Consider the following 24,057-nt stretch of genomic DNA (forward strand, 5'->3'; position numbering starts at 1 on the left):
CTTACGTGGCCATTGCCGGATCGGTCACCGACGATTTGCCGGTTTCGACGCGGCCGGCAAAGCGGCGCACGTAGGCGGGATCTTCCGCCAGGTGCACCGTGAAGTCATACCAGCTGCCGCTGCCGGCCAAGGCCCAGTGCTGTTCCACCTTGCTGCCTGCGGGCACCGTGAAGCTCCAGCGCTCGTTGTTGGTGTAGTAGGCGTTCGGCGTGACGTTGAACGTGCAGGCGTCCTTGCCGCTGTTGATGAAGCTGACATACACGTCGCCGTTGGCGATGTCGTAGCAGACGCGGATCTCGGCGTCGATCTGCGAGGTGCGGGCCAAAGCCAGATCGCCTGCAAAGTGACGGTGATAGCCGTTCGGACCCAATACCCACAGGTCGTACTTGCCGCCGTCGGCCGCCGTGTCCCAGCTGCCTTCCAATTGCTTGTCGGGCTCCACCGTATAACGGCGCGGCAGACGGTCCAGATGCAGGCGGTCGTAGACGTGGAACACCGCTGCCTGCTTGCCCGTGTTGGAGAACAGCAGCCACATATTGCCCATGCTGGGCTGGCTGCGGCCGCTGGTGTGCAATTCGTACGGCAAGGCGCGCGAGTAGCGATAGCCCTTTTCTTGCACGGGCTTGGCCTGCGTCGTCGTGTCCGGCAGCGGCACGGCGGTCAGCGCTTCCTGCGCGGCGCGCAACTGGTCCGAACCCGTACGCGTGAGCAGATTCAGATCAGGCAGTTTTTCGCTGTTGGGCGTTGCGAAGTTGAAGGCGGACGTCAGATCGCCCAGCACGGCGCGGCGCCACGGGCTGATGTTCTTTTCCGGCACGCCGAATCGCGCTTCCAGAAAACGCAGCACAGATGTGTGATCGAACGCCTGGGAGTTGACCCAGCCGCCACGGCTCCACGGCGACACCACGTACATGGGCACACGCGGGCCCGGACCGTAAACCCGGTTATCGGCCACGTCCTGGGCCGAGGCGCGAGTGTGACGTTCCAGATCGGTGTTGACCGTGGACGCGCCCGCCATCGAGTTGTCCGCATTCAAGGACGGCGCGGCGGGCGGTGGCACGTGGTCGAAGTAGCCGTCGTTTTCATCAAAATTGATCAACAGGACGGTCTTGCTCCACACATCAGGATTGGACGTCAGCGCGTCCAGCGTTTCCTGGATATACCAGGCGCCTTGGACGGGGCTGGACGGTCCGGGATGCTCGGAGTAAGTGGCGGGCGCCACAATCCACGACACCTGCGGCAAGGTTCCGTTGTTGACGTCGTCGCGCAGCGCTTGCAGGAAACCGCCATCAGGCATTGTGTTGGCCGTGCCCTTGTACAGCGGATTGGCGGCGTCCGCGCTGGGAGTCCAGGCCGGGTACGGCGAACCGCTGGCGGTGTTGCCCGCCTGCTCGTTGGCGCGCCGGTACTGCTGGAAACCCGCCAGCGGGTTGTCGCCAAAGTTCTCGGGCAGGTTTTGATAGACCTTCCAGGTCACGCCACTTTCCTGCAAGCGTTCAGGATAGGTCTTCCAGGTCCAGCCGGTAGTCGACGCGCCCAGGCTGTCCCATTGGTTGCGGGTGGACGGGCCGTTGCCTTGCGCCAGCGGATCGTTGGTGCCGGTCCAGTGGAACAGGCGGTTGGTGTTGGTGCCGCCGTGGGTGGAACAGTGGTAGGCATCGCACAGGGTGAAGGCTTCAGCCAGCGCGAACTGGAACTCCACCTCTTTCTTGCGGTAGTAACCCATCGACTGGTTCTGCTTGTAGCGCGGCCACTGATACATGCGGCCGCCGTCCCAGGCCATCTGCGCATCCATGTAGTCATGCGGCGTGCCGGACACACGCTGCGCATTGCCTTGCGTGCTGTCCAAGTGATACGGCATCACCACGCGGGTACCGTTGGTCTGCTCCCAGACCGAGCGGTTTTGCAGCAACGGAATGGTGATGCGATCACCAAAACCGCGCACGCCTTTAAACGTGCCGAAGTACATGTCGAACGAGCGGTTTTCCTGCATCAGGATGACCACGTGTTCAACGTCGTTGATCGTGCCAGTGCGGTTATTGGCCGGAATGGCCAGCGCACGGCGAATGGACGGCGGGAACATCGACAGCGCGGTCAGACCAGCAGTAGAGGCTGCCGCGTTACGCAGGAAGCGGCGTTTGCCGGCGTGGATCGGGTCTTTTTCGGACTTCACGGATTTTTTTCCTATGACTCTGTAGGGAACGCGGCTTAAGGCGCGCAACGCAGTTCGGGCTTGGCCGGCGTGGGCGGCACAGGGGTCGGCGTTTCCGGCTGACCGCCGTTATCCGGCGGCGGGCTGTCATCGCCGTCATCGCCGCCGCAGGCTGCCAGCGTCACGCTCAACATCAACACCGCGCCCAGGCGCAGGAAACCGCGCAAGATCATGGACTTACTCATGGTTTATCTATCCTAGAAACTTCAGGGAAACAGGTCGGAAACGGACTTGCCGGACATGGCCAGGGACTTCACTTCCGCCTCGGTCAACGCCCGCGACCAAAAGGCCAGGTCATCGAAATACATCGTGTACGGGCCCTTGGTGCCGGCGCAGCAGACGCCGTAGGTGCCCTTGCCGTCTTCGTTCAAGCCCAGGTGCGGCCCGAACAGACCGGCCACCTTGGTCAGATCGACGGCGGCGGTGGGAACGGAGCGGCTGATAAAACCCAACTCGGGGTCGTAGACATAGGCCGCCATGGTCTTAGCCGTCTTGTTGACGGTCATGGCCACGTAGACCGGTTTGTTGGGCGTGAATTTCACGCCATTGATATCGACGCGCGTGCCGCCCGCCAGGTTGAAGCGCAGCTCGGGGCCGGCCCACTGGGCGATGGTGATGCCAGGATTTGCGCCCGAGTTGTAGTCCTTGTTGCCCAGGATGGAACGGTCATTGGCCGTGCCGTCCGACTGGAACCAGAAGCCGATGGTGAAGGCCTGGACGGAATCCAGCAGGCCCGCCGGGTAATCCAGCTTGAACGCGCCCATGGGGTCCGCGCTGCGGTCGTTCTTGAACATCTTGCCGAACACGCCCGCGTTCGCGTAAGCCGGAACCTGCGCGCCGTCATACGGGGTGATCACGCCCCCGCCCGCAGCCAGATCGTTGGTGTTGCCTTCAAACGGGAACAACATCGTCAGACCCGTGCGCAACGAAGCCAGCAACGGCACGGGCTTGGCGTAAACCACCGTGGCGCGCGTGGCGCTGGTGGCGTGGCCCGCGGACACGCTGTAGTTCAGGGCATGCACGCCTTCCGCGTCAAACGTGAAACCGGTGTCCGTGTATTCCGCCGCTGTGCCTGGCACACGCGCCACTTCGGCGCCATCGCGGCTGACCACGATGTCGCCATCCGGTTCGCCCACGCGCACCCAGTTCAAGGTCACGGTCTTGTTATCCATGGATGTGCGGGCCGACAGCCGGCGCAACGCCAAGGGCTCGGCCAGCGACGTGCCGGCCATGTCGTATTGACCCGTTGCCGGCAGCGCTTGCAAGTGCGACAGCAGCGTCGGTGTCACATCAGCAGCGCTGGGCAGCGCATACCAATTGGCGTCCCACACGCCGTCAAACGACGCGTCATCCGCACTGCCGCCCAACTGTGCCGGCTGATTGCTGGCCAGCCAGATGGTCTTGTTGGCCGACAGGGGCAACCCGTCGCCCACCCCGGTCTTGCCCAGGCCATGGCTGGAAGCCACCACCAGCAGCCAGTTCTCGTTGGGATGATCCGCGCGGCGGTCAGCAATCTGCTTGGCCAGGACGCCCACGGCGGCATCCGTCTGGTGAATGACCGCTTGATAGTTCGCGCCAAAGCCGCTTTCGGCCGCGGCGCGTTCGGGCGCGCCAAACTGCGCCACGACAACGTCGTAGCCTTCCGTAATGCGGTCGCGCGCTTGCGTCGCCACACAATCATCAACGCCCGCGCAATCGGTCAGGGTTTGCAGGTAACCGGCATCACGGTCATTGCCGACCAAGCTGGCCAGCACCGGCGAATTGAAAGCGCCTGCGGTGCGCGCCTCGGGATGCGCAGTCTTGACGCGCTGGAACAAGGTCGGCGACTTTGCTGCCTGCCCTTGCGCGTTGGAACGCACGCCATGCGTATCGGCCCACTGCCCCGTCAACAAGGTGGCCCAGCCCGGCGCCTCAAGCGTGGGTTGCTGAGTTACGTTGCCAGTCACCCCGCCCGTCCAGGCGCGAGTGACGTTCAGTTGACCGATGTTGGCCAGACTCTTGTCGGCCATGCCACGGCGCAACGCGTCGTAGGTCAAACCGTCGACACCAATGAAAAGCACCTTGTCGACGCTGGCTTGGCCAGGCTGGGTCACGGGCGGTTGCGGCGGCGGCGCCGGGGTGTCAGCCTCGTCATCATCACTTCCCCCACAGCCCGCCAATGCGCTGGTAGCCAGCAACATGGCGCACCATCTTCTCCAACTCAATGCTTGCATGTTTGTCTTCTCGTTTCATGAACAGGTTTTTACGCTGCGCACATAGTGGAGGCCCAACGTGAAGGACCCGTGAAACGAGGAACAGAAACGTTGATCGACAGATCAAGATTCTTTTGCGTCGCGTATGGCGTGCAGGGGAAAATCGCCGTCGGCTAAGGCGCCGTGATCGCTGATCGCGGGCTTGTCATGAAACGCCTCTATAGTCGGGCGCGTTGCAATCTGCCTTAACCATTGACGCCATGCCCTTGTCCTTCCGCCCTGCTCTGCCCGCCGCGCCTGCGGTGTTTCGCGTTATTGCCGTATTGGGGCTTGCGGCCGGACTGGGCGTGTGGGCTTCGGTGCTGCTGGCGCCGCGTCCGGGCGCGCTGCCGCCTGCTGTCTCAGCAGCCGCGCCGCGCGCAGCCGACAACACGCCGGTGGCATTGTGGTTTGGCAAGGATGAGGTGATGCGCACGCAGATTTCGGTGCTGGGCCTGATTGCGGCCGGTCCCGATGGCGCCGCCGTGCTTAGTGTGGACGGCGGCCCGCCCCTGGCGTATCGCGCGGGCGGTGAAGTTGCACCCGGCATCGTGCTGCGCGAAATCGCCGCAGACGCCGTGACGGTGGAACAGGGGGGAAGATTGAATCGGCTGGCAACGCCCGCGGCGTTGGACGCGCCGGGGGGCATTACACAGGTACCTTGAAGACGTGCGGGTGAGTCTGGCGGCGCTCCTTTTCTAGCGCCCGCCGGTCAGCGCTTGCGTCCTGCTGGCCGGCCCATTTGCTTACGGCCTGCCAAATTCGACAGGGACGACCCTGCCGGTTTCTGGGTGGCGGCAGCCAACTTCTTTTGTTGAAGCGCCTTTTCCACCAACGCTGCCAACCCAGTCGAAGACTTCTCTTTTGTAGCCATTACCACTCCTTGTAGATGGGCCATGGTAGCAGGCCAGCGTTTTGCTGGCCGGAAGCCGTATATTCGTGCAATGGTTCCTCACTTCCAGTCTGTGATCGATTCGGGCCGCCAACGGGTCCGTACACACGGCTCTGGAAGGGCAACTGGACACTCCGCCGGGGTCTTTCGATGTGCTCCCACTACCAGACGCTTAAAGATGCCGAGCTGCTGTTGCAGAAGTTTGGCGTGCGCACGCAATCCCTGTCCGGCAAGACCGACATGTGGCCGCGATACCAGGGGGTTTTCATCCGGCAGCCCGTAGAGCACGATGCGGGCGATGAGGCCGTGCCCCCACGCGAAGCCGTGACAGGCCGGTGGGGCTTGATCAGCGCCACGACCCCAGCCAGCGGCCTGGACAAGGCCGGCAAGCTATCGACATTCAATGCTCGCAGCGAAACGGCGGCCAAATCATTCACCTTTGGCAACGCCTGGCGGCGGGCGCAGCACTGCATCATTGCTGCCGATGCCATCTTTGAACCGGACTGGCGGACAGGTGTTGCGATTGCTACGCGCTTTACCCGAAGCGATGGCGCCCCGCTGGGTATCGCTGGCCTGTGGGACCGCTGGCGCGACGCAGCGGGCCAGCTTCAGGAAAGTTTCACGATGCTGACCATCAATGCGGACCACGACCCGCTATTTAGCCAATATCACCAGGCAGGGCACGAAAAACGGATGGTCGTCATGTTGCCGGAGGGGGCGTATGGAGACTGGCTGACGGCTTCAGCCGGGGACACCCGCGACTTTCTGCTGCCCTACCCGGCAGATAAGTTGCTGGCCACGCCATTCAAAAAAAACGGCTAAGACTTGCCGCCCCCATTTTTCTGACGATTATACTGGATGCATAACCAGTGTTTTCGACTATGCCGTTCAAAGCCCCTCTTACCCACGCCGACCTGCGGATCATCCGCGAGCGCCAGCCCTGGAATCCCGACGTGATCGCCCTGCTCTGGGAGGTCAAGCGCCTGCGCTCGGTCCTGCTGCGCGCCTATCAGTTGTCGGGCGACTTCAAACGGCCGGCCGGCATCACAGGGGAACTCTATGACGACTTCATGAAAGGCCTGCGTCTTGAACCCTGTGTGCTGGAGCGCGATGACATGACGGCGGCACTCATGGAGTCCCCCGCCAAGCTCAGAAAGGGGATGGCTCCGCGCTAGCGTCAGCATTACTGTCATATTTCATGTCCACAATTCCCGGCTTCTACAGAAAGACCGGAGTTGTAAAGTGCGTCAGTTTCCGCGTGGGCTTGCCCGCCAGCAAGGTTTCACCCTGATCGAGATCATGGTGGTGATTGTGATCATGGGGATTCTGGCGGCCCTGATTGTGCCCCGCGTGCTAGACCGCCCCGACCAGGCCCGGCAAGTCGCCGCGCGCCAGGACATCGCGGGCATCATGCAGGCGCTCAAACTCTACCGGCTGGACAACGGCCGCTACCCCACGACTTCGCAAGGACTGCGCGCGCTGGCTGAAAAGCCCGAAGGCGCAGCCAACTGGCGCGGCTATCTGGACAAGCTGCCCAATGATCCCTGGGGTCATCCGTATCAATACCTGAGCCCAGGCGTCAAGGGCGATATCGATGTGTTCTCGTTCGGCGCCGACAACAAGCCCGGGGGAGAAAACGGTGATGCCGACATCGGTTCCTGGGAACTCTGAACGCGGCTTCACGCTGGTTGAGGTGCTGGTGGTGCTGGTGATTGTGGCTATCGCGGCCAGCATGGTCAGCCTGTCCATCGGCAAGCGCGACAACGGTTTGCGCGGCGACGCGCAACGTCTGGCGGATGCCTTCACCGTGGCGCAAAGCGAAGCACGCAGCGACGGGCGGCCCATCCGCTGGCTTGCCAATGACCAGGGCTGGTCGTTTGAACGGCCGGGCCGTCTGCCGGGCATCAGCGCGCAAGACGATGCGCCCGTGCCCGCCGACCGCTTGGAGCGCGACGAGGTATTGCGCCCGCAAGCCTGGCGCGCCGCGCCTGTGCAACTAAGGCTGGACCCAGATCGTCCGCTGATATTCAACACGGAATGGGTGGCCAGCCCGATCACGCTGACCCTGCGTGCGGGCGACACCAGCGTCACCTTGCAACGCGATGCCGCGGGCCGTTATGACCTTCATTGAACCGCCCCGCGCCGCCAACCGCGAACGCGGCTTCACGCTGATCGAAGTGTTGGTGGCCTTGGCCATCATCGCCGTGGCGATGGCCGCTGCCCTGCGCGCCACCGGCGTCATGGCGGCCAACAACCGCGCTTTGGAAGACAAGACGCTGGCGCTGCTCGCTGCGCAAAACGCGCTGACGCAATTACGGCTGGAACAGACCCTGCCGCGCGCGGGCACGCAGACCGTGCCCTGCCCGCAAGGGGGCCGCGCGCTGCAATGCGAATTGGTCTTTACGAATTCAATGAACCGCAGCTTCCGGCAGGTTACGGTGAACGTCCACGACTCGGCCTCGGCACGCCCTGACGCGGTGTTGTTGCAGCTGGACGGCCTGTTGGCCACCTTGCGATAACGATGCGCCGCCGCTCCACTTCTACCGCCACACCTGCCGGTGCCCAAGCCGGCTTCACCTTGATTGAGGTGCTGGTGGCCTTGGCGCTGATGGCGCTGGTCAGTCTGATGGCCTGGCGCGGCCTGGACAGCGTGTCCAGCGCGCGCGACTGGATTGAACAGCAGGCCGACGACACCGACGCCATCGTCCGCACCCTGGGCCAGATGGCGCGAGATGTGGAGCTGTCATATACCGGCCCCAGCTTTGATGCAGCGGGCAAGGACGATCTGACCTTTACCAGCGGCCTGCGGCTATTGCGCCGGGCAAGCGGCGGCCAAACATTGGAACTGTTGCGGCCGGACCCCGACGGCAACGGACTGTGGCAGCGTGTGCACTGGCAGGTGCGTGCGGATGGCTTATGGCGCGCCACCGGACCCGCGGCTGCGCAGAGCCCTTTGCCCGCCGCCGTCGACGGCGCGCTGCTGCTGGCAGGCGTGCGATCACTGAAGCTGCGCGCCTGGGTGCCGGGCATTGGCTGGGTAGATGCAAACAGCAGCTTCGCCGCCACGCCCACCGGCATTGAAATCACCTTGGAACGCGGCGCTGCCAGCGCGCCGCAGCGCTACGTGCGCGTGCTGGAGTTGCCATGACGCAAGCCCGCAATCAGGAACGGGGCGCTGCGGTCATCAGCGCGCTCATCATCGTGGCCATCGTCGCGGCGCTCACGACCAGCCTGTTCCAGCGTCAGACCGCGAGTACCCGCCGCGTGGAAAATGAAATGGCCCGGGTGCAGGCCCGCGTGATGCTGGCGGGCGGTATCGACTGGGCGCGTCTGGTGGTGCGCGATCACGGCCGGCGTGAAACCACGACACGCGGCGACCAAATCTGGGCCACACCGGTGCTGGATACCCGTATCGAGCGGCCAGGCGACGACCGCGTCGCCGTGTTCTCGGGCCGGGTCGAAGACGAACAAGGCAAGTACAACCTGAGCAATCTGGCACGCAATGGCGTGCCGCAACCTGAACAAGAGCGCGTGTTGCGCCGTTTGCTGAACACGCTGCAACTGCCAGATACGCTGGCCATACGCATCGTGGACATCATCGCCATGGCCCAGCCGCCCGCGCTGCCCGCCGACGCCCCGGCGGCGCCCAACGGGCAGCCCGCAGCCACGCCCGACGCGCGCGCGCCACTGCCTCGCGGCGTGGACGAAATTGCTGCATTGCTGGCATTGGAACCGCCCGTGCGAAATGCGCTGCGACGCACGATGACCGTGTTGCCTGCCGCCACCAGTGTCAACGTCAATACCGCGCCCGCTGAAGTCATCGCTGCACTGGTGCCCGGCTTGTCGATCAGCCAGGCGCGTTCCATCACGGGCGAACGCGACCGCGGCAACTGGTTCAACAATGCGGGCGACTTTGCCAACCGGCTGGCGGGCACCGGCGTGGAAGGCCCCGCGCCCTCTGTCACCACCGCCAGCGGCTGGTTCCTGGCAAGCGGCACCGTCGTCTACGAACGGGCACGCGTATCCATGCAAGCCCTGGTGCGCAGCGCCCCGCCCGCGGCGCCCGACACAATCTGGACTAGAGAAATCCCTTGAAAAACACCCTGCGCATCGCGCTTCCTGCGCTGGACGAATTCAGTACCGATTCGCCCTTGGCCTATGCCTGGTTCGACCGGCGCGGCCGCTGCACTCAGCAAGGCGAACTAACGCTACGCGCCATGGGCAATGCCTATCCGCAAGCCGCTTGCGAAGCCGTATTGCATCCTGCCGACGTCATTGCCACGACCGTGCAGATTCCCGCCGTAGCCCGCGCACGCTTTGCCGCCGCAGTACACAGTGCGCTGGAACCCCTGGTATTGAGCGATCTGAGCACGCTGGCCATCGGGCACGGGCCACGCCGCCCCGACGGCTCGGTCGCGCTGGCATGGTCACCCCGTGAACCCGTGCGCCGCGCCTGGAGCTTGTTAAGCGCGCAAAACCTGCGCGTGCATGCGTTGATCGCGCCGCAAACGCTGGCAGCTGAATCCTCCACTTCAGCACTACCAACCCCATTACGCGATCCTGCCGACCCGCGCTGGCAGGCGCCGTCGCCTTCATGGTCGCTGGCCATGCCCCAGCTTGCGCCCGCCCGCGTGTCGCGCTGGCGGCCGGTCTGGCGTTGGGGCACGGCGGCGGCGCTTGTCTGGATAGCGGGCTTGAATATTCATGCCTCGCAACTGCGGGCCGAAGCCGACGCGCTGCGTAACGGCATGCGCCAACAGGTGTTGACAGCGTTTCCCGACCTGCCCGTGGTGCTGGACCCCGTGCGTCAGGCGCAACAGGGCTTGGATGAGCTAGCAGCCAATCGCGGCGCGGCGAACGCGGCTGATTTTCTGCCTTTGGCGCGCGCCGCTGCCCAGACGCTGCCCTTTGCCGCCGACAAGGTGGCACGCCTGACTTACGCCGATCAAGCACTGACCTTGCAGCTGGCCGACGCTGGCGAAAACTCGCAACGCGTCGCCGAAACCCCCGCGCTGATCCAACAAGCGGCCGCATTGGGCTTGAAGCTGGAGCGCGGCGACACCGATAACACCTGGCGCATCCTGCGCAAGCAACCATGATCCCGTTTCAACGTCTGCATGCCGCCTGGCACTCCGTCCGCAAACCTCTGGACCCCGCACTCACGCGCGCCCGTCAGCGCTTCCTGGCCCTGGCCCCGCGCGAACGCCGGCTGGTGACCGGTGCCGCCCTGCTGCTGGGCGCTGCAATCGTATTCCTCGGCCTGATCGAACCGCCTTTGAATGCCATGCGCAAAGCACAAGCTGAATTACCGGCGCTGCGCGGCCAAGCCGCAACCGTGGCGGACCTGACGGCACAAGCCCGAGCGATGCGCCACCGGTCTGCCGCCCCAGCCACCACGCTGCCCGCAACCGCAGAACTCAGCGCCAGTCTGGAACGCGCAGGCTTGCCCGCCGCTCAGTGGAGCTTAGGCCAGCCTGAAACTGGCGCGGGCGTTGAACTGACGCTGAATCAAGCGGCATCATCCGCGCTGCTGCGCTGGCTGGACGCAGCAGGCCGCGACTGGGGACTGGTTATTCGCAGCGTGGAACTGACGCGCGCCGCGAACGTCAATGGCCGGCCATTGCCCGGACTGGTCAATGGTCATGTCACGCTGGCATTGCCGGACACGGCGGGAAACCGCTGATGTCTGTGTTCCGAATCAACAAGCGATCCGCAGCGCTGCTGACTGCGGGCGTCTTCTGTGCCATTGCCGCAGGCGTTTGCGTGCTGCCCGCAAGTTGGCTGCTGGTCATGTTGCCCGGCAAGTCTCCCGTCACGCTGGCGGATGCCAGCGGCACCCTCTGGCACGGCAGCGCGTGGGTCGCGCTGGGTCCGCCCGGCGCGCAACGCGTATTGCCGCAAGCCGTGCAATGGCAATGGCGCTGGGATGCCATGGCGCTTGATATCTCGCACCCCTGGCTGCAAGGGCCGTTGCGCGCCCGCGTGGGATGGGGTGGCCTGTCGATTCCCGCGCAGTCGCTGCGCGTGCCTGCAACGGTCCTGCCTGCGCTGGGCGCGCCATGGAATACGATCGCGCCCGAAGGCATGCTGGAAATCAGCTGGCAGGCGTTACGTCTGGGCGGCGATCTTCCGGCTGGTCCGGTGGCCGATCTGCGCTGGCGCAATGCCAGCACCGCGTTGTCTTCGGTCGCGCCGATCGGGACCTATCTGCTGCGGGTGCAAGGCACAGGCAAGCCGGGCGCGACACTCACTCTCAGCACCGAAAGCGGCTTGTTGACCGTCACGGGCCAAGGCAGCGTCAATGCGCGCGGCATGAATTTCCAGGGACAGGCTACCTACGCGCCAGCGGCCACTGTGGCCGACCGTGCGGCACTGGACGGACTGTTGTCGACCTTGGGCCGCCGCTCGGACGACACCGTGGTCTTTGGCACCGGCAAGTAATACGGGCCTAAGCGTCGCGCGTGACCCGCACGATTTCCTCGGGCGAGGTCTGACCGCCTTCGACCCAGCGCTGGCCATCCTGTCGCATGGTCCGCATGCCGCTGGCGGTGGCCGCCTGGCGTAGTTCGCGCTCGTCACGGCCTTCGTGAATCAATCTGCGGGCTTCGTCGTCCACGGTAAACAGTTCGTGGATACCTGAGCGGCCGCTGTAGCCGGTGTGATTGCAGGCGGCGCAACCGACAGGATGAAAGACGCGCACGCCGTCCTGCATGGACGGCTTCTTGCATTCCGGACACAGCTTGCGCACCAGCCGTTGAGCCAACACGCCCAGCAAGGAAGATGCCAGCAGGAAAGGCTCCACGCCCATATCGGTCAGACGCGTCACGGCGGACACTGCATCATTGGTGTGCAGCGTGGCCAGCACCAGATGGCCCGTCAGCGACGCCTGCACAGCGATCTGCGCGGTCTCCAGATCCCGGATTTCGCCGATCATGATCACGTCAGGGTCTTGCCGCAGAATCGCTCGCAAGGCCAGCGCAAAACTCATGTCGATCTTGGCGTTGACCTGCGTCTGGCTGATGCCAGACAGGTCGTATTCAATGGGGTCTTCGACGGTCAGGATATTGCAGGTGGACGCATCCAGACGGCTCAATGCCGCGTACAGCGTCGTAGTCTTGCCGCTACCGGTCGGTCCCGTCACCAGCACGATGCCGTGCGGTTGACGAATCAGGCGATCCAGCTGCGTGAGCACGCCAGCGCTCATCCCCAGACGTTCCAGCTGCAAGCGGCCCGCCTCTTTGTCCAGCAAACGCAATACGGCGCGTTCGCCATGCCCCGTGGGCAGGGTCGATACCCGCACGTCAATCGGCCGCCCGCCCACGCGCAAGGCGATACGCCCGTCTTGCGGCAGCCGTTTTTCCGCGATGTCCAGGTGGGCCATGATCTTGATGCGGGAAATCAGCGCGGCGTGCAACGCCTTGCGCGGCGACACCACATCGCGCAGCGTGCCGTCAACGCGGTAGCGCACAACGGAATGCGTCTCGAACGGCTCGATGTGGATATCGCTGGCGCCGTCACGCGCCGCTTGCGAAAACAACGCATTGATCATGCGGATCACCGGTGCGCCGTCCTGCGCTTCCAGCAAGTCTGCCACTTCGGGCATGTCTTGCAGCAAACGATCCAGATCGATCTCGTTTTCCGCCACCCCCATGACCGACGCCGCATCCTCGGAATGGCTGTAGGCGGCGGTCAGCAGCGTTTCCAGCGCATCGTCGTCCACATGCGCCATCGCAATATCGCCATGGCAGCGGCGGATCTCGCGCACCGCCCAGTCGGGCGTGCGCGGGCTGACCGTCAACTGCGCCTGCCCCGAACGCAGCGACAAGACGGCGCGTTGAGTGCGTGCCCAGGCGTAGGGCAAGGGGTGCGCGCTCATAGCAGCGACTCGGGGTCCACCGCCACGCTCGACATCAGCGCCTGGTTCACCCGTATCGGCGACGACACATCGCGACCAAGCTGCGTGCCCGGATACTGCCGCACCGCGAAAGATTCGACGGTGACGGGCGCCGGGCGGCGCATTGTGGCCTCCAGCTGATCCGGCCGCATGTCGTAGGCATTGTTGGACACGGACGGCGCCGAGCCCGGCGGCGGCAGCATGGGCGCCTGCATATCGGGCAACGCCCAGTGTTCGCCCGGCTGCGCAACGCCTTGAGCCCGGCGCATGTAGTCGTAGCGGTCCATCGTGACGCTGGCGCTGCGCCGCGCATCACGCACAACGTAGGGGCGCAGGAACACCATCAGGTTGGTCTTGGTGCGTTTGCGCGTGTCGTAACGGAACAGTGAACCAATCACGGGCAGCGAACCCAGGCCCGGCACACTATTGGAGGTCAGCGATACGTTGTCTTCAATCAAGCCGCCCAGCACAATGATCTGGCCGTCATCGACCAGCACACTGGTATCGATGGCACGCTTGTTCGTCACAATGCCCGTCGTGGGCGTGGAGCGGCTTTCGTCGATGCTGCTGACTTCCTGATAGATGTCCAGCTTTACGGCTCCGCCTTCCGAGATCTGCGGACGTATGTTCAGTTTCAGACCCACGTCCTCGCGTTCAATCGTCTGGAACGGATTCGAGCTGCCGTTGCTGCCAGAGGTCACATACTGACCCGTCACAAAGGGCACGGTCTTGCCAACAAGAATGCTGGCTGACTGGTTGTCCAGCGTCAGCAGATTTGGCGTGGACAGAATATTGGCCTCGCCGGTGTTCTGCATGGCGCGGGCCAACACGCCCAGATTGATGACCTTATTGCCCAGCACATCGACCGTGCCCTTGACCACGCCCAGACTCAAGCCGCCGCCCAAGGCATCAATGGACGTAGGCCCATTACCGGTAATGCCGCTGCCGCCAAGGTTGGTGCCGCCGATGAAGCTCGTGCCGCCGCTGTTGATATTGCCTGCGCCCGTCATCCACTGGATGCCGAATTCCGCAGCCTTCGCCTCGCTGACTTCGACGATCAGGCTTTCGACCAGCACCTGCGCACGGCGCTGATCCAGCTGGTCAATCACTTCGCGCAGGCTTCGATACAAGGGTTCCGGCGCAGAAATAATCAGCGAGTTGGTCGCCGGATCGGCCTGCACGGTAGCGCCGCCCGCCGAATACGACACGGCCTGCGAATTATTGTCTTCACGAGCAATGCGTTCCTGCTCGCCCGACAAGCCGCCCTTGGATGAGCCCAATTGGCTGGACATGCCCTGCCCTGTCTGGCCGCCATTATTCGCCGACGAGTTCTGCGCACGTCCGCCATTTTGCGAGGTACCGCCACTGGTGGCTCCCGCGCCCGCGTTCGTGCCCGGCGCGGAATTCGCCTGGCCCGACAACAACCCGCCCAGCACTTCCGCAATGCGCGTGGCTTGCGCATTGCGCATGTACACCACGTGCAGATTGCCCGCACGGTTCTGCTGCGCATCCAGCTTTTGAATCAGGTCACGCGCCAGCCGCGTGCGCGCCGGGCTGCCGGAACGCACCAGCACGCTGTTGCTGCGCGGATCGGCCACGACAGCGATGCGCTGCGTAGGGTCGCTGCTTTGCGTGTCCAGCAACTGCGAGGCCAGGATGGCGATGTCGGTGGCAATGCCTGATTGCACCGGCACCACATCTGTGTCGATGGAGCTGGGCACATCGATGCGGGCGATGACTTGCGCAATCCGTTCCAGGTTATCGGCGTAGTCGGTCACCACCAGCGTGTTGTTGCCGGGGTAGGCATTGATGGGATTGTTCGGCGGCACCATGGGGCGCAGCACCGGCACCAGGTTCGCGGCGTTCTCGTACTTGAGCGGAAATACGCGAGTCAGCATTTCACCGCTGCTGCCGCCGCTCTTGGCAAACGCCGACACGGGCACCGGCCCGCGGGCCGCCCCGCCCACCGCCGTACTGGCGGGAGCACGCGAGCTGCCAACCACAGCGCTGCCTTGCAGCTTGGCATCGGCTTCAGGCACCACCCGCGTCACGCCATCGACATCGACGATTGCAAAGCCCTGCAAACGCAGCGCGCCGGTCAGCATGGCCAGCGCCTGTCCGCCGTCTACCGGCCGGTCCGACACCAGCGTGAGTTTGCCCTTGACGCGAGGGTCCACCAAGAAGTTGCGCTGCGTGAACAGAGACAGCGCACGCAAGACGGCGGGGATATCGGTGTCGACGAAATTCAGGCTGACGCGAGAGTCTGCCTGTTGAGCATGAGCCGTGCTGGCTGCGGGTCCGAGTTGGCTTGCCGCAAGCAGGATTGCAAGGCTGAATTGCGCGATGTGACGCATGACGAGATAGATGCCTGAGACGTGAAATCGTGTGAAAAAACGTGAAAGCGCGTCGGAGTATACGGGGTGACAGTGCAACACTACGGTCATAATTGGAAGGCAAGGTGACGGGCTGGAAACCCTTTAAATTCGGGGCTTGGCACGTTTCATTTCGCGCGCAGCCCCTCATCGCCACCATGCCTTCTTTCCGTTACGAAGCCACCGACGCGCTAGGAAAAATCGTGCGCGGCACGATCGATGCAGACTCCGAACGCGGCGCCCGCAATCAGTTGCGCGGCCGGGGCTTGTTGCCGCTGTCTACATCGCTGGCCGCTCGCGCTGAAGGCCTGAGCGCAGCATTGCGCACGCGCTTATCGGACGCCGATCTGGCGTGGCTGACGCGTCAATTGGCCAGCCTGCTGGCCGCGCGCTTGCCGCTGGACGCCGCGCTTTCTGCCACCTTGGAACAGGCAGAAAAAAAACATATCGCCGCCACCTTGGGCAGCGTGCGCGACGATGTGCGCGCCGGCCACCGGCTGTCCACCGCATTGGCGGCCAGACCGCGCGATTTTCCAGAGATTTACCGCGCGCTGATCGGTGCGGGCGAGGAATCCGGCGACTTGGCACAGGTGATGGAAAAGCTGGCGGACTACATCGAAGAACGCAACACCTTGCGCAGCAAAGTCATGACGGCGTTCATCTACCCCGCCGTGGTCGCCAGCGTCTCGGTGATCATCGTGATCTTTCTGCTGGGGTATGTGGTGCCGCAGGTGGTATCGGCTTTCAATCACGCCAAACAACAGCTGCCATTGCTGACCCGCATCATGCTGGCCTTGTCCGACTACGTACGTGAATGGGGCGCGGTGACGGGTGTGACGCTGGTGCTGGCCGTTGTGCTGTGGCGCTATACGCTGCGGGCGCCGGCGGCGCGTCGGGCATGGCATGCACGCGTGCTGCGTCTGCCGTTGGCCGGACGCTTTGTGCTGGGCGTGAACGCCGCGCGTTTTGCCTCCACGCTGGCGATTCTTTGCGGTAGCGGCGTTGCGCTGTTGACCGCATTGGAAGCCGCCCGCCGCACCTTGGGCAATGACGTCTTGCGCCTGGCAGTGGACGAAGCCGCCGCGCGCGTGCGTGAAGGCGCGGCCTTGTCCTCGTCGCTCGCCGCGCAGAAGGTCTTTCCGTCGCTACTGATACACCTGATCGCCAGCGGCGAAAAGACAGGCCGTCTGCCCGAACTGCTGGACCGGGGCGCGCAGAATTTGTCCCGCGATCTGGAGCGGCGCGCCATGGCCATGACCGCGCTGCTGGAGCCTCTGCTGATTCTGCTGATGGGGGGATTTGTCTTGCTGATCGTGCTGGCGGTGATGATGCCGATTCTGGAGATGAATCAGCTTATCCGTTGATGCGCGTCCCGGATCAGGCGCTGGTCGCGCAAACGCCACTGTTTGGCGCCCCGGTGGCACGGCCCGGCAAAAGCTGCGCGCGCCGCCACCGGCATGTGTCCGATACGCCCGCCTGAGCGGGCGATGACGCTATACCCGGCTACAGGCAGCGATCACAGGGCTTCTTCGTCGCTTTCGCCAGTGCGGATGCGGATGGCTTGTTCAACCGGGGTGACAAAAATTTTGCCGTCGCCGATCTTGCCGGTACGGGCCGCTTTGACCACGGCTTCAATGGCGGCTTCAACCTGGTTGTCGGGCAACACGACTTCAACGCGGATCTTGGGCAGAAAATCGACCACGTATTCGGCGCCGCGATAGAGTTCAGTGTGGCCTTTCTGACGGCCAAAACCCTTGACCTCGGTCACGGTCAAGCCGCTGACGCCGACTTCGGCCAGCGCTTCGCGGACTTCGTCTAGCTTGAAGGGTTTGATAATGGCGGTGACTTGTTTCACGTTGGTCGTCCTGGGTGTTTGATCTGTTGCGGCGCCCTGCCACGCCGTCGCGGCTGGCAGAGCGCAATGGATAAGAGAATACCACCGGCACAGGGCCGGAAAAGCGGGAGAACCCGTATCAGGCCCTTGGCGCCTCGTCCGGAATGCGATCAGCGTCACGCATCCACACCACGGATTCCGAGTCGCTGGGCGCGCGCCAATCACCGCGCGGCGACAGCGAACCACCCGACCCCACCTTCGGCGCATTGGGCACGCAGGTGCGCTTGAACTGACTCAACCGGAAAAAGCGGTCCAGGAAGATCTTGAGATTGCGCTTGATGGCAGCCAGATCATATTGATTACGAGCCACGTGGCCGCCTTCGGGCCACGCGCCAGCCTCGCGGTCACGCCAGGCCGCCAGCGCCAGGAAGGCGACTTTGGTCGGCGCAAAGCCATAGCGCAGCGTGTAGTACAGGTTGAAATCCTGCAACTCATACGGGCCGATGGAATCTTCGCTTTTCTGAACCGGCTTATCGTCCGCGCCGCCAGGCACCAATTCGGGGCTGACATCCGTTCCCAGAACGTCCAGCAGCACCTGCGCCCCGGCCTCTCCCAGGCGCCCCGACTCGGCCACCCAGCGCACCAGATGCGTGATCAGTGTCTTGGGCACGCTGGCGTTAACGCTGTAGTGCGACATGTGATCGCCCACGCCATACGTGCACCATCCTAGTGCAAGCTCGCTCAGGTCACCCGTACCGATCACGATGCCATTGTTGAAATTCGCAATGCGGAACAGATGGTTGGTGCGTTCACCCGCCTGCACGTTTTCAAACGTGATGTCGTAGACCGGTTTGCCATCCGCATAGGGATGCCCCAGGTCCTTCAGCATTTGCAGGCAGCTGGGCCGGATATCGATTTCAGATGCCGTGCAGCCCACCACTGCCATCAACTGGCGTGCCTGTTGCAGCGTGCGGGTACTGGTGGCGAATCCCGGCATCGTGACCGCCAGGATGTTGGACCGCGGATGTCCCAGCGTATCCATCGCCTTGGCGCAGACCAGCAGCGCATGGGTGGAGTCCAGCCCGCCGGATATGCCGATGATGACCTTGGACATGCCGCTGGCCGACAAGCGCTGGACCAACGCCTGCACCTGGATGTTGTAGACCTCTTTGCAGCGTATATCGCGGCGTTGCGGATCGGCCGGCACATAGGGAAAGCGCGCCACGCGCCGCTCAAGCGGCAAGTCAGCATCATCCAGGGGCGCATTCACGGGCACCACCACCGGACGGAACTTGCGCACCTCGTCCTGGTGGCGCCGGACGGACTGGCCAAACGTGGTCTGGCGCATGCGCTCGCGCGACAGGCGTTCAAGGTCTACATCCGAGAACAACAAATGCGAATGGCCCAGGAAGCGCTCGGACTCCGCCAGCAGCTCGCCATTTTCGTAGATCAGCGCCTGGCCATCCCAGGCCATATCGGTTGACGACTCGCCCCGGCCAGCCGATGTGTACATATACGCAGACAGGCACCGCGCCGATTGCTGCGCGACCAGTTGATGGCGGTATTCGGACTTGCCCACCACGATGTTGGACGCCGACAGATTCACCAGCACCGTCGCGCCCGCCAGCGCCGCGAACGATGACGGGGGAATCGGCACCCAGACGTCTTCGCAGATTTCGACGTGGAACTGGAACAGCGGAAGATTGTCGATCTGGAACAGCAGCTCGGACCCAAACGGGACGGTCTGGCCCAGCAGGCGGATATCGGTTGCGGCCGCGCAGTCGGCGGCGCTGAACTGGCGCGCTTCGTAGAATTCGCCGTAGTTGGGCAGATAGCTCTTGGGCACCACGCCCAGCACGCGCCCGCCCGCCGCCACAATCGCGCAATTGAATAATTGGTGGGCTACGCGCAGCGGCGCGCCCACGATTACCGCAATGTCCAGCTCTGCGGTCGCTTCCACCACTTGGGCAAGCGCGGCCTCGCAGGCGTCCAGCAACGCCTTCTGGTGGAAAAGATCGTCGCAGGTATAGGCCGACAGGCCAAGCTCCGGGAACGCCACCAGCACGGCGCCCCCTTGGGCGGCCTGCTGGGCAAGTTCGATGGTCTGCGCGGCATTGAAAGCCGGATCGGCCACCCGGCATTCGGGCACGCCGACCGCCACCCGGGCGAAGCCGTGGGAATACAAGTTGAAGAACGGGTTCGACATCGGGGTGATCGCCTGGGTCATTTAAGACTGAGTTCCAACCGCTGGATTATCTCACGGCCCCCGTGCCGCCACCGTCTAGCGCGGCATCTTGCCTTCGGTCAGGCCGAGTTCGGGCGGCATGCCCTGCCCGCCTGGCAAGCCGCCCTGCCAGTCACGCTCTGCCGCCATCGCGGTCTGGATGGCGCTTTCGCGCAGTTGGCTGCCCATGGCGCCGATATCCGCCCCGGACGGATGCTGATACAGGCGCAGGCCCAGTTCCGGCAAGATAGCCAGCAGGTGGTCAAAGACATCACCCTGAATACGCTCGTACTCGACCCAGGCGGTGATTGCCGTAAAGCAATAGACCTCGACCGGGATGCCTTCGGACGTGGGTTCCATCATGCGGACCATCATTGCCATGTCCTGGCGAATTTCCGGATTCTGCTTCAGGAATGCCACGGCGTAGGCCCGCAGCGTGCCGATATTGGTCAGACGGCGCCGGTTGGCAGGCACGCTGGCAAGTTCGCCCATGGTCTGGTTGGCCTGGGCAATGTCGAGCGTCTTGGCTTGCAGATAGTCGTGCAACAAACGAAAGCGCATCAGGCGCTGGGCCTCGTCATCCGTCAGGAAACGCACGCTTGCCGCATCAATGCGCAGGGTGCGTTTGATCCGGCGGCCGCCGGATTCAAACATATGGCGATAGTTGCGATAGCTTTCCGAGAACAGCTTGTACGTGGGCACCGTGGTGACGGTGTTGTCCCAGTTCTGGACCTTGACCGTATGCAGCGCGATATCTTTCACGAAGCCATCGGCGTTGGACTGCGGCATTTCGATCCAGTCGCCAATGCGCAGCATGTCGTTGCTGGTCAGCTGCGTGCTGGCCACCAGCGACAGCAGCGTGTCCTTGAACACCAGCAACAGCACCGCCGACAACGCGCCCAGGCCAGAGATCATCCACAGGGGCGACCGGTCGATCAGAATCGACAGCACCAAAACCGTGCATACCGCCATCAAGACCAGTTTGCTGATCTGGACATAACCCTTGATTGAGCGGGTTTGCGCCCGTGTTGTCGCGGAATAGGTGTCCTGCCAGGCGCTCAATACCCCCGAAAACGCCACAAACACGCAAATCCACGCGCCCGCGTGGGCCAGCCTGCCCACCACGGCCGCCGCCCGCTCCACGTGCGGCACCAAGTCAATTCCCATCGACACCACCGCAAACGGCACGGCATACCAAAGGTTCTGATAGGCGCGACGGCGCAGCAGCGCCTTGTCCCAGTCGCCCCGGCCGCTGACCACCAGCAGGCGGTGGGCCAGAATCAGCACGATCCGGGCGACCACCCACTGGACGAACAGCGCCGTCAGGACCAGGACGCCAATGCCGACCAGGGTCTGGGCCCAGGGTTCGTGCGGCATGTGGGTGTCAAGTTGAGTGACCAGCTCTTCCCATTCCAGGGGCATAAGGTTGGATCTCGCTCTAAGTTCATGAAACTAACGTGGGATTATCCGACAAGTCGCGCCGGGACGACGTTCCTTGCTCAAAAACCGGGGCCAGGTCAGGGGCACTCAGGGGGACAACAACCGCCCGCATGGGCCGGGCCGGCGCAAGGCCCTATAATTCCGCCCATCATGGCAAACACTCCCTCCTCCGATCAAAACCAGTTCGCCAATAAGGCGCAGGCCTGGTCCGCCCGGTTCTCGGAACCGGTTTCTGAACTCGTCAAACGCTATACGGCGTCCGTGGATTTCGACAAGCGCCTGGCGCGTCACGACATCCAGGGCTCGCTCGCGCATGCGGACATGCTGGCCGCCCAAGGCATCATCGGCGCCCAGGATCTGGCCGATATCCAGCGCGGCATGACGCAAATCCTGTCCGAAATCGATGCTGGCAGCTTCCAATGGCTGCTGGATCTTGAAGACGTCCACCTGAATATCGAAAAGCGTCTGGTGGAATTGGTGGGCGATGCGGGCAAGCGCCTGCACACCGGCCGTTCGCGCAACGATCAGGTCGCCACCGACATCCGCCTGTGGCTGCGCGATGAAATCGACGTCATCGAAGACTTGCTGCGCCAGTTGCGTTTCGCGCTGGCCACCGTCGCCCTGGACAACGCCGGCACCATCATGCCGGGCTTCACGCACTTGCAGGTCGCCCAGCCCGTCACTTTCGGCCACCATCTGCTGGCTTACGCTGAAATGTTCGGCCGTGATGCCGAGCGCCTGGCCGACTGCCGCCGCCGCGTGAACCGCCTGCCGCTAGGCGCTGCCGCCCTGGCCGGCACCTCGTTCCCCATCGACCGCGAACGCGTGGCCAAGACGCTGGGCTTTGATGGCGTGTGCCGCAATTCGCTGGACGCTGTGTCCGATCGCGACTTCGCTATCGAATTCTGCGCCGCTGGCGCGCTGATCATGACGCACGTGTCGCGCCTGTCCGAAGAGCTGGTGCTCTGGATGAGTCCGCGCGTGGGCTTCATTGACCTGGCCGACCGCTTCTGCACCGGCAGCTCGATCATGCCGCAAAAGAAGAACCCCGACGTGCCCGAGCTGGCCCGTGGCAAGACCGGTCGTGTGAACGGCAATCTGGTCGCCCTGCTGACCCTGATGAAAGGCCAGCCCCTGGCCTACAACAAGGACAACCAGGAAGACAAGGAAGGCTTGTTCGACACCGTGGACACCGTGCGCGACACGCTGACCATCTTTGCCGACATGGCTGGCGGCATCAAGGTCAAGGCCGACAACATGCGCGCCGCCGCCCTGCAAGGCTTCGCTACCGCCACCGATCTGGCCGATTACCTGGTCAAGCGCGGTGTGCCCTTCCGCGACGCCCATGAAGTGGTGGCCCACGCCGTGCGCGATTGCGAACAGCGCGGCTGCGATCTGGCTGATCTGTCCACCGACGAACTGAAGGCCTACCACGCCCAGATCGGCGACGACGTCCACCAGGTGCTGACCCTGGAAGGCTCGGTTGCTGCCCGCAAGCACGTGGGCGGCACGGCGCCTGAGCGCGTGGCTGAAGAAGCCCGCCGCGTCCTGGCGGAAACAGCGCAAAGCTGATTTCCACGCAAGGCCGGCCCTACGCAAGGGAAATGCCAGTCAGTTATTAACTGACTGGCATTTTTTTGATGGGTACAGACGAATGCCCGCGTCCTGGGCGCTTCACATCAGACAAAGCTGATCGACTCTCGGTGAATTTTTCATCACATTAAACGGTTGCCAGAATGACTCACACATCTGGCCACGGTTCGCCAGCGTGCTGGCCACATGGAAAAATCAACCGAGAAGGTCTGATATGGCAGTTCAAGCACCAACAAAGACAAACTTCGAGAAATGGCAAGACGGCATAAACAAGGCCGTAAGCGATGCCAGATGGAACGCCTGGGATTGTGAAATTCAGTTGGCAGTTAGTGAGTACAACCGCCATCTTTCTGGCTCGGCAGGATACAGGCAACTCGATTGGCAACTTATCAAAGCCATAGCCTGGGTCGAGACAGGCGCCTCAAACAAAAAGTGGGGTTCAAATCCGATGCAAATAGGCAATCCTGGCGATCCGGGACTGCGTTCTTTTTTGTCGGCTAATGAAGGCGGAGAGCTGATTATTGCTCCGGAGTGGAAGAAGCGATTGACCCTGGGCAGCGCTGTCACTATCCCGGCTCACAATATCCGCGCGGGCATCGGCTACCTGTTAATGCGCATGGCGAACTTTGCGATCCAGACCGTTCCAGACGCAGACCAGACGATTTATGAAGTGACTGTGGAGAAAGGAGGCAACATTGCGAAGATCGCCGCGGCACAAGGCAGCACCATCGAAATAATGCAAAAGCTCAACCCCACCGCGCGCGTATTGAAACCGGGCCAAGTGCTGAAATATCGGAAAGCGACGATTGCGAAGGGCATCACGAGCTGGAAGCTCATCACGACATCAAGTATTGCAACATACTATAACGTTGGCGATTCAAATTACGCCAAGAAGCTTGACTATGCGCTGTCGTTGATACGAAACGGAAAGGCCGCAATATGCGCGCGCTAATGGTCTTGGCGGTGTGTGTTTCCATCGCAGGTCTATCCGGTTCAGCGGTTGCTGCTGATGGCGTTTTTGCAGGCGTTTTCCAAGGAACTGGCAGAGCCTGCTCTGGCGCACTCCATGTCCGCGCCAACGCAATCGAATGGAATTCAAGCTATAGCACGTGCAAATCTACGGCATATGAAGTCCTCGAAAGCCACACCGACACCGAACACGAACGCTTTGCTTTTCGTTTGAAAAAACCTGGTAGTCAGTGCCGCTATCCCGTGATCGAAGTAGAGCATGACAGTGACTACAACTGGAATGTGAATGGCTACCAGTCTTTGGAAGGCTTCGAAAAGAAAGATTTGCCTGACTGGAGCAACTCCCCCTTGCCCGAAAGACAGACGTTGTCGTGCCCGATGATCAAGCAGGATTAA

At 63.1% G+C, this 24,057-nt stretch carries 23 protein-coding genes; 15 read left to right on the plus strand and 8 right to left on the minus strand.

The window, feature by feature from the left end; all coding sequences use genetic code 11:
* Position 1 precedes the first annotated feature (1 nt).
* The 3 genes from RAS12_RS09955 to RAS12_RS09965 are packed head-to-tail and all read right to left on the minus strand — an operon-like array spanning position 2 to position 4,425.
* Entirely contained in the window at positions 2-2,173 is a 2,172-nt protein-coding gene (locus RAS12_RS09955; RefSeq protein ID WP_306947825.1) for a phosphocholine-specific phospholipase C, read from the minus strand.
* Positions 2,174-2,208: 35 nt separating this feature from the next.
* On the minus strand, positions 2,209-2,397 hold the full coding sequence (locus RAS12_RS09960; protein WP_306947826.1) for a hypothetical protein: 189 nt from the start codon (positions 2,395-2,397) through the stop codon (positions 2,209-2,211).
* Positions 2,398-2,418: 21 nt separating this feature from the next.
* On the minus strand, positions 2,419-4,425 hold the full coding sequence (locus tag RAS12_RS09965) for an alkaline phosphatase family protein (RefSeq protein WP_306947827.1): 2,007 nt from the start codon (positions 4,423-4,425) through the stop codon (positions 2,419-2,421).
* Between the two features lie 239 nt (positions 4,426-4,664).
* Between RAS12_RS09965 and RAS12_RS09970 the strand changes: the two genes are divergently transcribed.
* The 11 genes from RAS12_RS09970 to gspN all read left to right on the plus strand — a co-directional run bounded on the left by RAS12_RS09970 (position 4,665) and on the right by gspN (position 11,776).
* A complete protein-coding gene (locus RAS12_RS09970) occupies positions 4,665-5,108 on the plus strand; it encodes a hypothetical protein (RefSeq protein WP_306947829.1) in 444 nt (147 codons plus the stop codon).
* Positions 5,109-5,485: 377 nt separating this feature from the next.
* Positions 5,486-6,157: an SOS response-associated peptidase gene (locus RAS12_RS09975; RefSeq protein ID WP_306947830.1), complete on the plus strand. Its 672-nt coding sequence runs from the start codon at positions 5,486-5,488 to the stop codon at positions 6,155-6,157.
* Between the two features lie 59 nt (positions 6,158-6,216).
* Positions 6,217-6,510, plus strand: a complete 294-nt coding sequence (locus RAS12_RS09980; protein ID WP_306951394.1) for a hypothetical protein — start codon at positions 6,217-6,219, stop codon at positions 6,508-6,510.
* 67 nt (positions 6,511-6,577) lie between these two features.
* Positions 6,578-7,006: a type II secretion system major pseudopilin GspG gene (gene gspG / locus RAS12_RS09985; protein WP_306947832.1), complete on the plus strand. Its 429-nt coding sequence runs from the start codon at positions 6,578-6,580 to the stop codon at positions 7,004-7,006.
* Complete coding sequence (gene gspH, locus RAS12_RS09990) at positions 6,978-7,466, plus strand: type II secretion system minor pseudopilin GspH (RefSeq protein ID WP_306947833.1); 489 nt, start codon at positions 6,978-6,980, stop codon at positions 7,464-7,466. Before gspG ends, gspH begins: the two co-directional genes overlap by 29 nt.
* Entirely contained in the window at positions 7,453-7,854 is a 402-nt protein-coding gene (gene gspI, locus RAS12_RS09995; RefSeq protein WP_306947834.1) for a type II secretion system minor pseudopilin GspI, read from the plus strand. Before gspH ends, gspI begins: the two co-directional genes overlap by 14 nt.
* Before the next feature lie 2 nt (positions 7,855-7,856).
* Positions 7,857-8,483, plus strand: coding sequence for a PulJ/GspJ family protein (locus RAS12_RS10000; protein ID WP_306947835.1), 627 nt, complete (start codon positions 7,857-7,859; stop codon positions 8,481-8,483).
* Complete coding sequence (gspK, locus tag RAS12_RS10005) at positions 8,480-9,430, plus strand: type II secretion system minor pseudopilin GspK (protein WP_306947837.1); 951 nt, start codon at positions 8,480-8,482, stop codon at positions 9,428-9,430. The genes RAS12_RS10000 and gspK overlap by 4 nt, the downstream gene beginning before the upstream one ends.
* On the plus strand, positions 9,427-10,434 hold the full coding sequence (gene gspL, locus RAS12_RS10010) for a type II secretion system protein GspL (RefSeq protein ID WP_306947840.1): 1,008 nt from the start codon (positions 9,427-9,429) through the stop codon (positions 10,432-10,434). Before gspK ends, gspL begins: the two co-directional genes overlap by 4 nt.
* A complete protein-coding gene (locus RAS12_RS10015; RefSeq protein WP_306947842.1) occupies positions 10,431-11,018 on the plus strand; it encodes a type II secretion system protein M in 588 nt (195 codons plus the stop codon). The genes gspL and RAS12_RS10015 overlap by 4 nt, the downstream gene beginning before the upstream one ends.
* Positions 11,018-11,776, plus strand: a complete 759-nt coding sequence (gene gspN / locus RAS12_RS10020) for a type II secretion system protein N (protein ID WP_306947843.1) — start codon at positions 11,018-11,020, stop codon at positions 11,774-11,776. Before RAS12_RS10015 ends, gspN begins: the two co-directional genes overlap by 1 nt.
* A 7-nt stretch (positions 11,777-11,783) precedes the next feature.
* Here the strand turns inward: gspN and gspE are convergent, their stop codons facing one another.
* Positions 11,784-13,211 carry a type II secretion system ATPase GspE gene (gene gspE, locus RAS12_RS10025; RefSeq protein WP_306947846.1) on the minus strand — a complete coding sequence of 476 codons (1,428 nt, stop codon included), beginning with the start codon at positions 13,209-13,211 and terminating at the stop codon, positions 11,784-11,786.
* Positions 13,208-15,583: a type II secretion system secretin GspD gene (gene gspD / locus RAS12_RS10030; protein WP_306947848.1), complete on the minus strand. Its 2,376-nt coding sequence runs from the start codon at positions 15,581-15,583 to the stop codon at positions 13,208-13,210. The genes gspE and gspD overlap by 4 nt, the downstream gene beginning before the upstream one ends.
* Positions 15,584-15,759: 176 nt before the next feature.
* Here gspD and gspF point away from each other — a divergent pair, with 176 nt between their 5' ends.
* Positions 15,760-16,965 (plus strand): type II secretion system inner membrane protein GspF, encoded by a 1,206-nt coding sequence (gene gspF / locus RAS12_RS10035; RefSeq protein ID WP_306947850.1) that lies wholly within the window; start codon positions 15,760-15,762, stop codon positions 16,963-16,965.
* Positions 16,966-17,117: 152 nt separating this feature from the next.
* Here gspF and RAS12_RS10040 read toward each other — a convergent pair whose 3' ends face one another.
* The 3 genes from RAS12_RS10040 to RAS12_RS10050 form a co-directional block, all read right to left on the minus strand.
* Positions 17,118-17,456 carry a P-II family nitrogen regulator gene (locus tag RAS12_RS10040; protein ID WP_129242010.1) on the minus strand — a complete coding sequence of 113 codons (339 nt, stop codon included), beginning with the start codon at positions 17,454-17,456 and terminating at the stop codon, positions 17,118-17,120.
* A gap of 118 nt (positions 17,457-17,574) precedes the next feature.
* The gene (locus RAS12_RS10045; protein WP_306951396.1) at positions 17,575-19,641 is read right to left on the minus strand and encodes an NAD(+) synthase; all 2,067 of its coding nucleotides are present in this window, start codon (positions 19,639-19,641) and stop codon (positions 17,575-17,577) included.
* Between the two features lie 75 nt (positions 19,642-19,716).
* On the minus strand, positions 19,717-21,081 hold the full coding sequence (locus tag RAS12_RS10050) for a mechanosensitive ion channel family protein (protein WP_306947854.1): 1,365 nt from the start codon (positions 21,079-21,081) through the stop codon (positions 19,717-19,719).
* Between the two features lie 168 nt (positions 21,082-21,249).
* On the opposite strand from RAS12_RS10050, the gene argH reads away from it, so the two are divergent.
* The 3 genes from argH to RAS12_RS10065 all read left to right on the plus strand — a co-directional run bounded on the left by argH (position 21,250) and on the right by RAS12_RS10065 (position 24,057).
* Positions 21,250-22,671: an argininosuccinate lyase gene (gene argH, locus RAS12_RS10055; protein WP_306947856.1), complete on the plus strand. Its 1,422-nt coding sequence runs from the start codon at positions 21,250-21,252 to the stop codon at positions 22,669-22,671.
* A 235-nt stretch (positions 22,672-22,906) separates the two neighbouring features.
* On the plus strand, positions 22,907-23,644 hold the full coding sequence (locus RAS12_RS10060; RefSeq protein WP_306947858.1) for a lysozyme family protein: 738 nt from the start codon (positions 22,907-22,909) through the stop codon (positions 23,642-23,644).
* Positions 23,632-24,057 carry a hypothetical protein gene (locus RAS12_RS10065; protein ID WP_306947860.1) on the plus strand — a complete coding sequence of 142 codons (426 nt, stop codon included), beginning with the start codon at positions 23,632-23,634 and terminating at the stop codon, positions 24,055-24,057. The genes RAS12_RS10060 and RAS12_RS10065 overlap by 13 nt, the downstream gene beginning before the upstream one ends.

It is taken from the genome of Achromobacter seleniivolatilans (assembly GCF_030864005.1).
Classification (GTDB): Bacteria; Pseudomonadota; Gammaproteobacteria; order Burkholderiales; family Burkholderiaceae_B; genus Achromobacter; species Achromobacter seleniivolatilans.

Bases quoted from the DNA above. Each gene is read 5' to 3' on its own strand.
- RAS12_RS10045 (WP_306951396.1), bottom strand. From the start codon at position 19,641: ATGTCGAACCCGTTCTTCAACTTGTATTCCCACGGCTTCGCCCGGGTG.
- gspF (WP_306947850.1), top strand. From the start codon at position 15,760: ATGCCTTCTTTCCGTTACGAAGCCACCGACGCGCTAGGAAAAATCGTG.
- RAS12_RS09965 (WP_306947827.1), bottom strand. From the start codon at position 4,425: ATGCAAGCATTGAGTTGGAGAAGATGGTGCGCCATGTTGCTGGCTACC.
- gspH (WP_306947833.1), top strand. From the start codon at position 6,978: ATGCCGACATCGGTTCCTGGGAACTCTGAACGCGGCTTCACGCTGGTT.
- gspE (WP_306947846.1), bottom strand. From the start codon at position 13,211: ATGAGCGCGCACCCCTTGCCCTACGCCTGGGCACGCACTCAACGCGCC.
- RAS12_RS09975 (WP_306947830.1), top strand. From the start codon at position 5,486: ATGTGCTCCCACTACCAGACGCTTAAAGATGCCGAGCTGCTGTTGCAG.
- argH (WP_306947856.1), top strand. From the start codon at position 21,250: ATGGCAAACACTCCCTCCTCCGATCAAAACCAGTTCGCCAATAAGGCG.
- gspI (WP_306947834.1), top strand. From the start codon at position 7,453: ATGACCTTCATTGAACCGCCCCGCGCCGCCAACCGCGAACGCGGCTTC.
- RAS12_RS10000 (WP_306947835.1), top strand. From the start codon at position 7,857: ATGCGCCGCCGCTCCACTTCTACCGCCACACCTGCCGGTGCCCAAGCC.
- gspK (WP_306947837.1), top strand. From the start codon at position 8,480: ATGACGCAAGCCCGCAATCAGGAACGGGGCGCTGCGGTCATCAGCGCG.
- RAS12_RS10060 (WP_306947858.1), top strand. From the start codon at position 22,907: ATGGCAGTTCAAGCACCAACAAAGACAAACTTCGAGAAATGGCAAGAC.
- RAS12_RS09960 (WP_306947826.1), bottom strand. From the start codon at position 2,397: ATGAGTAAGTCCATGATCTTGCGCGGTTTCCTGCGCCTGGGCGCGGTG.
- RAS12_RS09970 (WP_306947829.1), top strand. From the start codon at position 4,665: ATGCCCTTGTCCTTCCGCCCTGCTCTGCCCGCCGCGCCTGCGGTGTTT.
- gspN (WP_306947843.1), top strand. From the start codon at position 11,018: ATGTCTGTGTTCCGAATCAACAAGCGATCCGCAGCGCTGCTGACTGCG.
- RAS12_RS09980 (WP_306951394.1), top strand. From the start codon at position 6,217: ATGCCGTTCAAAGCCCCTCTTACCCACGCCGACCTGCGGATCATCCGC.
- gspD (WP_306947848.1), bottom strand. From the start codon at position 15,583: ATGCGTCACATCGCGCAATTCAGCCTTGCAATCCTGCTTGCGGCAAGC.
- RAS12_RS10050 (WP_306947854.1), bottom strand. From the start codon at position 21,081: ATGCCCCTGGAATGGGAAGAGCTGGTCACTCAACTTGACACCCACATG.
- RAS12_RS10065 (WP_306947860.1), top strand. From the start codon at position 23,632: ATGCGCGCGCTAATGGTCTTGGCGGTGTGTGTTTCCATCGCAGGTCTA.
- RAS12_RS10015 (WP_306947842.1), top strand. From the start codon at position 10,431: ATGATCCCGTTTCAACGTCTGCATGCCGCCTGGCACTCCGTCCGCAAA.